This window comes from Enterococcus sp. DIV1328a (assembly GCF_050536905.1).
Taxonomy (GTDB): Bacteria; Bacillota; Bacilli; order Lactobacillales; family Enterococcaceae; genus Enterococcus; species Enterococcus faecalis.
In genome coordinates, this window is sequence record NZ_CP172912.1 from 824,001 (window position 1) to 830,000 (window position 6,000).

The 6,000-nt window shown below is 39.7% G+C and carries 3 protein-coding genes and 1 rRNA gene (1 of these 4 cut by a window edge); all 4 read left to right on the forward strand.

Features of this window, described 5'->3' with window-relative positions:
* The first annotated feature begins 173 nt into the window (after nucleotides 1-173).
* A complete protein-coding gene (gene gndA / locus IGL93_RS04005) occupies nucleotides 174-1,595 on the forward strand; it encodes an NADP-dependent phosphogluconate dehydrogenase (protein ID WP_002355953.1) in 1,422 nt (473 codons plus the stop codon).
* 157 nt (nucleotides 1,596-1,752) lie between these two features.
* Nucleotides 1,753-2,439 carry a response regulator transcription factor gene (locus tag IGL93_RS04010; protein ID WP_002355954.1) on the forward strand — a complete coding sequence of 229 codons (687 nt, stop codon included), beginning with the start codon at nucleotides 1,753-1,755 and terminating at the stop codon, nucleotides 2,437-2,439.
* 10 nt (nucleotides 2,440-2,449) lie between these two features.
* Nucleotides 2,450-3,958, forward strand: coding sequence for a HAMP domain-containing sensor histidine kinase (locus IGL93_RS04015; protein WP_002363430.1), 1,509 nt, complete (start codon nucleotides 2,450-2,452; stop codon nucleotides 3,956-3,958).
* Nucleotides 3,959-4,602: 644 nt separating this feature from the next.
* A 16S ribosomal RNA gene (locus tag IGL93_RS04020) occupies nucleotides 4,603-6,000 on the forward strand; it runs 163 nt beyond the window's last position.

Below are 6,000 nucleotides of genomic sequence, written 5' to 3' on the forward strand. Positions count from 1 at the left end.
CCTAGGCTAACCATGGAGCCTAGGGGATTTGTATTTTTTTAAGAAAATATGAAGAAATTGGAAATTTATTGGCACTATATTGTTTTCATATGAAAGATAGTGCGTTATAATAGTGAGGATTATAAGAGAATGCTCATAGAATTTTCGTTGATTATAATATAGGAGGTCATAAAATGACAAAACAACAATTTGGCGTAGTCGGCATGGCTGTCATGGGAAAAAATCTTGCTTTAAACATTGAAAGCAGAGGCTATACAGTTGCGCTGTATAACCGTACAGGATCAAAAACAACAGAAGTGGTTGAAGAACATCCTGACAAAAACTTTCAAGCAACATACTCAATTGAGGAATTTGTGAATGCAATTGAAAAACCTCGTCGAATTATGTTGATGGTTAAAGCTGGACCTGCAACAGATGCGACAATCCAAGAATTGTTACCACACCTTGATAAAGGCGACATCTTAATTGATGGCGGTAATACGTTCTTCAAAGACACAATGCGACGTAATGAAGAACTAGCAAACTCAGGAATTAACTTTATTGGTACTGGCGTTTCTGGCGGAGAAGAAGGAGCCTTGAAAGGACCATCTATCATGCCTGGCGGACAAAAAGAAGCGTATGAGTTAGTTGCGCCAATTCTTGAAAAAATTTCAGCTAAAGCAGAAGACGGTGAACCATGTGTGACTTACATTGGCCCAAATGGTGCTGGACATTATGTAAAAATGGTTCATAATGGGATTGAATATGGGGACATGCAATTAATTGCTGAATCCTACGATTTAATGAAACAAATCTTAGGTTTATCTGTTGATGAAATGGCAGAGATTTTCAAAGAATGGAACGAAGGCGAATTAGACAGTTACCTTATTGAGATCACGGCTGACATTTTGACACGTAAAGATGATGAAGGAACCGACCAACCAATCGTTGATGTTATTCTTGATGCAGCAGGCAACAAAGGAACAGGTAAATGGACAAGCCAAAGTGCGTTAGATCTTGGCGTACCATTACCATTAATTACAGAATCAGTATTTGCACGTTTTATTTCGGCTTACAAAGAAGAACGCGTAAAAGCAAGTGGCATTTTATCAAAACCTGCAGCCTTTAACTTTGCAGGCGATAAAAAAGAATTGATTGAAAAAATTCGCGAAGCATTATACTTTAGTAAATTAATGAGTTATGCGCAAGGGTTTGCACAACTCCGTGCAGCTTCTGAAGAATACGGATGGGATTTACCATTTGGTGAAATTGCAAAAATCTGGCGAGCAGGTTGTATTATCCGTGCACAATTCTTACAAAAAATTACCGATGCATATGAAAAAAATCCAGCACTTGAAAACTTGTTGTTAGATGAATACTTCGTAGAAATTACGAAAAAATATCAACAAGCCGTTCGTGAAGTTGTTGCGATTGCTGTTCAAGCAGGTGTTCCTGTACCAACATTCTCATCTGCAATTGCTTATTACGATTCTTATCGTTCAGATCGCTTACCAGCGAATTTAATTCAAGCACAACGTGATTACTTCGGTGCTCATACGTACGAACGCACAGACAAAGAAGGAATCTACCATTACAGCTGGTACAACGAAGAATAAACACGCTGGAGACCATGAGTGTGGCTCACCATGCTCATGGTTTTACTGTGGCTTAAAAAAGAACCAGACAGATTGAGTAGTAATTCTCTAATAAGTAGTAAGGAATAAAAAGGTTGAGCTTGAGTATAGCTTTTAAAGAGAAAGGACAATTAATCAAATGAGCAACATTTTAATTATTGAAGATGAAAAGAACTTAGCGAGATTCGTTGAGCTTGAATTAAAACATGAGGGGTATACGACAGAAGTACACTACAATGGTCGTACAGGATTGGAAGCCGCTCTTAACAACGAATGGGATGCTATCCTTCTTGATTTGATGTTACCAGAATTAAATGGATTAGAAGTATGTCGCCGTGTTCGCCAAGTGAAAAATACACCAATTATTATGATGACTGCGCGTGATTCAGTAATTGACCGTGTTTCTGGCTTAGACCATGGAGCGGATGATTATATTGTTAAACCATTTGCAATTGAAGAATTGTTAGCTCGTTTACGTGCGTTACTTCGTCGTATTGATATTGAGGGCGATAAAAACGTTGCAAAACAAACAACGATTACATATCGTGACTTAACAATTGAAAAAGAAAATCGTGTCGTTCGTCGTAATTCTGAAATGATTGAATTAACAAAACGCGAATACGAATTACTATTAACGCTAATGGAAAACGTGAACGTTGTCTTGGCACGTGATGTGTTACTAAATAAAGTTTGGGGCTATGAAACAGAAGTAGAAACAAACGTTGTGGATGTATATATCCGCTACTTGCGAAATAAAATTGACGTACCTGGAGAAGAAAGCTACATCCAAACTGTCCGTGGAACTGGCTACGTTATGCGTTCGTGAGAACTAATTAATGAAAAGAACGATTAAAAAAGAACTGGAAGGCCCATCTTTAACTATAAAGTGGGCTTTCGCAAGTTCTTTCTTTATATTTGTAGTTTTTACCATTTTTGCGGTGATTACCTATAAGTCTTCTGTCAGTCTTATTGTTGCCAAAGAAAAGGAAAATGTCGAAGCAACGATTGCAGAAGTAACAAATCGATTAGCTAATGCCAATGAAAATTTAACGGTAACAGACGTTTTTGACTATTTAAAAACGCCGAGTGAAAGAGATGAAAACTACTATAATAAGCATACAGCAGTAGAAGGTTCGTTTATGGAAATGGACAGTTTCATATCTGAACTAGGACAACCAGAACTTTATTTATCTGTGTATGACACAAACCAAAAGCTAGTTTTTAAAACACAAAATGAATATGATAAGTTATTACAATTGGATCGACAATTACCTGTTGTTCGAACCGTTTTTGATAAAACCGGTTTTTATTCCGTGGAACCTATTTTTTCAAAAGAAACACGAGAAAAAATTGGCTATATTCAAGCGTTTTATGAACTTTCTTCTTTTTATGAAATTCGTAATCATTTATTATTAACACTTGTAGTTTTAGAAGTGATTTCTCTGATTGTAAGTAGTGTCTTAGGCTTTATCCTCTCTTCTTATTTCTTAAAACCATTAAAAGTATTGAGAGACACGATGGATACAATCCGCAAAGACCCGCAATCAGATGTCCACATGCCGGAGATTAATACGAGAGATGAGTTAGCAGATATCTCGGAAATCTTTAATGAAATGTTAGATCGTATGAGACGCTATATCGAACAACAAGAGCAGTTTGTTGAAGATGTTTCCCATGAATTAAGAACGCCCGTTGCGATTATGGAAGGCCATTTAAACCTTTTAAATCGTTGGGGGAAAGACGATCCTGAAATTTTAGATGAATCATTAAAGGCCAGTTTACAAGAAATTAGTCGTATGAAGAGCTTGGTCCAAGAAATGCTTGACCTTTCACGCGCTGAACAAGTGGACACCCAATATGCAAATGAACGAACAGATGCTAAACAAGTAGTCTACCAAGTATTTAATAACTTCCAATTGGTTTATCCTGAGTTTCATATCACATTAGATGACGATTTACCAACCGAAGTTGAACTGAAAATCTATCGTAATCACTTTGAACAATTGCTAATTATTCTATTAGATAATGCGATTAAATATTCAACAGATCGAAAAGAAGTGCATATTTCCATTTCTCGAACGATGAATGAATTTGAAATAGCTGTGCAAGATTTTGGTGAAGGAATCACTGAAGAAGACTTGGAGAAAATATTTGATCGATTCTATCGAGTAGATAAAGCCCGTGCAAGAAATAAAGGCGGTAATGGCTTAGGACTATCGATTGCAAAACAATTAGTCGAAAACTATAAAGGACGTATTGATGCAGAAAGCGTATTGCATCAAGGAACGATCTTTAGAATTTTTATTCCAATCGCTGGAATAAAAGAAGAGAGCAACGTACAATAAAGTACGTTGCTTTTTTTTACGAATGATTAACGAACATTTCAGTAAGAGAAAAGGGATTATAAGATAAAGAAACGAATGTTTTCTTTGCAGAAAATACTCATCGTTCGAAATTGAAAAAAATGTTATTTTTCTGCAAAATAATAGTTGCGTTTTAGAAAAATCCTTGGTATATTAATATCTGTTCTGACAAACAGTTCGTTAAGAAAAAAGTTTTAAAAAGTTAAAAATTTTTCTTGACGAAAAGATAAATAACATGTTAGAATAACAAAGTCGTTAAAGAGGTTGCTTTTAAATCAATCATTTGATCAAAAAAACTTGTTATAAAATAACAAAAAAGTTTTAAAAAGTTGTTGACAAACAACTGAGATAATGATAAGATATAGAAGTTGTCACAACAGACGGCAACGACCGAGCAAAACAACTTAAAAAACTTTTTCAAAAAAGTTCTTGACATTCGAACGAAAGTTTGTTATGATATAAAAGTTGCTGCGAGGTAACGTAGACCTTTGAAAACTGAACAAAGAATAGACGAACCAAATGTGTAGGGCGTCTTGATTCAATTCAAGACAACAAACATTTTTAACAAGCAAGCAATATGCTAGCAAACAAATTGAGCTTAACAATCGTAAGATTGTTCTAACTTTTATTATGAGAGTTTGATCCTGGCTCAGGACGAACGCTGGCGGCGTGCCTAATACATGCAAGTCGAACGCTTCTTTCCTCCCGAGTGCTTGCACTCAATTGGAAAGAGGAGTGGCGGACGGGTGAGTAACACGTGGGTAACCTACCCATCAGAGGGGGATAACACTTGGAAACAGGTGCTAATGCCGCATAACAGTTTATGCCGCATGGCATAAGAGTGAAAGGCGCTTTCGGGTGTCGCTGATGGATGGACCCGCGGTGCATTAGCTAGTTGGTGAGGTAACGGCTCACCAAGGCCACGATGCATAGCCGACCTGAGAGGGTGATCGGCCACACTGGGACTGAGACACGGCCCAGACTCCTACGGGAGGCAGCAGTAGGGAATCTTCGGCAATGGACGAAAGTCTGACCGAGCAACGCCGCGTGAGTGAAGAAGGTTTTCGGATCGTAAAACTCTGTTGTTAGAGAAGAACAAGGACGTTAGTAACTGAACGTCCCCTGACGGTATCTAACCAGAAAGCCACGGCTAACTACGTGCCAGCAGCCGCGGTAATACGTAGGTGGCAAGCGTTGTCCGGATTTATTGGGCGTAAAGCGAGCGCAGGCGGTTTCTTAAGTCTGATGTGAAAGCCCCCGGCTCAACCGGGGAGGGTCATTGGAAACTGGGAGACTTGAGTGCAGAAGAGGAGAGTGGAATTCCATGTGTAGCGGTGAAATGCGTAGATATATGGAGGAACACCAGTGGCGAAGGCGGCTCTCTGGTCTGTAACTGACGCTGAGGCTCGAAAGCGTGGGGAGCAAACAGGATTAGATACCCTGGTAGTCCACGCCGTAAACGATGAGTGCTAAGTGTTGGAGGGTTTCCGCCCTTCAGTGCTGCAGCAAACGCATTAAGCACTCCGCCTGGGGAGTACGACCGCAAGGTTGAAACTCAAAGGAATTGACGGGGGCCCGCACAAGCGGTGGAGCATGTGGTTTAATTCGAAGCAACGCGAAGAACCTTACCAGGTCTTGACATCCTTTGACCACTCTAGAGATAGAGCTTTCCCTTCGGGGACAAAGTGACAGGTGGTGCATGGTTGTCGTCAGCTCGTGTCGTGAGATGTTGGGTTAAGTCCCGCAACGAGCGCAACCCTTATTGTTAGTTGCCATCATTTAGTTGGGCACTCTAGCGAGACTGCCGGTGACAAACCGGAGGAAGGTGGGGATGACGTCAAATCATCATGCCCCTTATGACCTGGGCTACACACGTGCTACAATGGGAAGTACAACGAGTCGCTAGACCGCGAGGTCATGCAAATCTCTTAAAGCTTCTCTCAGTTCGGATTGCAGGCTGCAACTCGCCTGCATGAAGCCGGAATCGCTAGTAATCGCGGATCAGCACGCCGCGGTGAATACGT